The sequence below is a fragment of the Neisseria sp. P0014.S002 genome (assembly GCF_051958295.1).
GTDB lineage: Bacteria > Pseudomonadota > Gammaproteobacteria > Burkholderiales > Neisseriaceae > Neisseria > Neisseria flavescens_B.
This window is the reverse complement of the sequence record NZ_JBQCVO010000026.1, coordinates 1-1716: the sequence shown is the minus strand read 5'-3', so window position 1 is coordinate 1716 and position 1716 is coordinate 1. Positions and strand designations below refer to the sequence as shown.

The window sequence follows — 1716 nt, the reverse complement described above, 5'->3', positions numbered from 1 at the left end:
AGCCGGTTGAGGCGGTCGTATTCGAAGGTTTCGTGACTGCCGTCGGGATAGTCGGTACGGACGGGGTTGCCCGCTGCGTCGTAGTGGTGGCGGGTGGTATGGCCCAGCGCATCGGTAACGGTTTCGAGATCGCCGTATTCGGTGTAACCGAAGCGGGTGGTTTCGCCGGTACAGTCGGTAAAGCTGACGAGTTGGTCGAGGGTGTCGTAGTGTAGGCGTCGGGTTTTGCCTAAGGCATCGGTAATGGTTTCGGGCAGCCATTGGGCGTTGTAGCCGTAGCGTGTGGTGTAACCGGCGGGGTCGGTGATGCTGATGGCAATTTGGTAGGGGTCATCTGAAAGTCGGTTTTCAGACGACCTCTACTCTATGTTAACCGCTAATGAGATTGTTAAAGAACAAATATTTCAGACGACCTCAAAGAAGGTATTGAGGTCGTCTGAAAAACAGAAACCGCGTGAGTGTGTACTGCACATACCCTATGTCAGAACTGAAAGTTTTATCCGGGCTACGGCTTGCTGGTTTTTAACTATATTTCAACAATTTTTCTTCATGTAATGCTTGAATTTGTTTCAAAATAATCTCGTTCATTTGTTTTTCTAATAAATCATTAGTAGAGTTGCAGATGATTTTAACAACAGAAGCAGCAGATAATAGTCCTAACCTCATAAAGTATTCAAGTTCAAGGTCATCATCTTCAATTGATTCCTTCACATTTTCCATTCCTTCTTCAATAAAATATAGTGATAAGTGTCGTGCAAAATAATTATCTAATCCTTCTTGAGCACCTTTTTGGCTTTTATACTCGGTTACAGACTTTAGTAATTCAAAAGATTGCTTTTTCTGATCACTAGAAATAATAGGAGACTCATTCAAAAGACCAAGTATATATTCTACATCTCCCCATATTTCAAAATCCTCTTCAAATTTCACTTGCAAAATAGCAGGAATAATGATTTTGAAAGGTTCATATATCTTATTGACAAATAAACTACTAATTAAGTCGGTAAGCGCTTCTCTACTCTTGGAATTATTAAAAGAAAATTTCTTTTGAAGAATAGCAATCTTCTTTTTCTGATTTTTTGTAACACAAAATTCAGCAATTTTATTAAAGTCTATATTCATAGTTTTAAAGCCTCCATATATTGGTTAGATTATTTTGAATTTTACTTGAACACCATCAGACAAATGCGATAATGCTGCTCTTATAGATGAACCCGCTCCCCGATTATCACTTGGGCTAATATGGAGAACATCTGCAACATTATTTGGGCAGTTATTATTTTTTCCACCCTCTTTAAACATTGCCATTGGCCATTCATCCCTATCTTTACCTTTTTGACACTTATGGCCTTTTAAACTCTCTCTTCTCCGTTTTTTGACTTTTTTCTTATTCGCAGAGCCACTTCGTTGTAATGTTACGATATCAGGGCATCCTTTCTTAATAGCATCACGAATATGTCCAGCAGTTTCAGGATATACTTTACTGTCCAATGTAAGAGTTACCATATTATTTTTCAAGGCAGAAACACTAGTTCCCAATAACCCGAGTGGGTCAATCCACTCCTGTGCATTGGGGGCAAACTGATACAAATTCTCCCCACCCCACAGCCTAATCGGGTCCTGATTCACAAACCGCCCGGCCTCAGGCTCGTAATACCGCATCAGGTTGTAATGCAGTCCGGTCTCTTCATCGAAGTATTGGTTTTGCAATCTGAA

2 protein-coding genes and 1 pseudogene are annotated in these 1716 nt (G+C 40.4%); 1 reads left to right on the top strand and 2 read right to left on the bottom strand.

All coding sequences use genetic code 11. The features are described from left to right. A pseudogene (locus ACTHSX_RS10430) lies at window positions 1-215 on the top strand (hypothetical protein); the annotation flags it as partial. A 307-nt stretch (window positions 216-522) separates the two neighbouring features. Here ACTHSX_RS10430 and ACTHSX_RS10425 read toward each other — a convergent pair. Both ACTHSX_RS10425 and ACTHSX_RS10420 read right to left on the bottom strand, forming a co-directional pair. Next, complete coding sequence (locus ACTHSX_RS10425; RefSeq protein WP_440377605.1) at window positions 523-1122, bottom strand: DUF6707 family protein; 600 nt, start codon at window positions 1120-1122, stop codon at window positions 523-525. Between the two features lie 24 nt (window positions 1123-1146). After that, window positions 1147-1716 (bottom strand): RHS repeat-associated core domain-containing protein (locus ACTHSX_RS10420; RefSeq protein ID WP_440377604.1); only part of this gene is annotated, 570 nt, incomplete at its 5' end.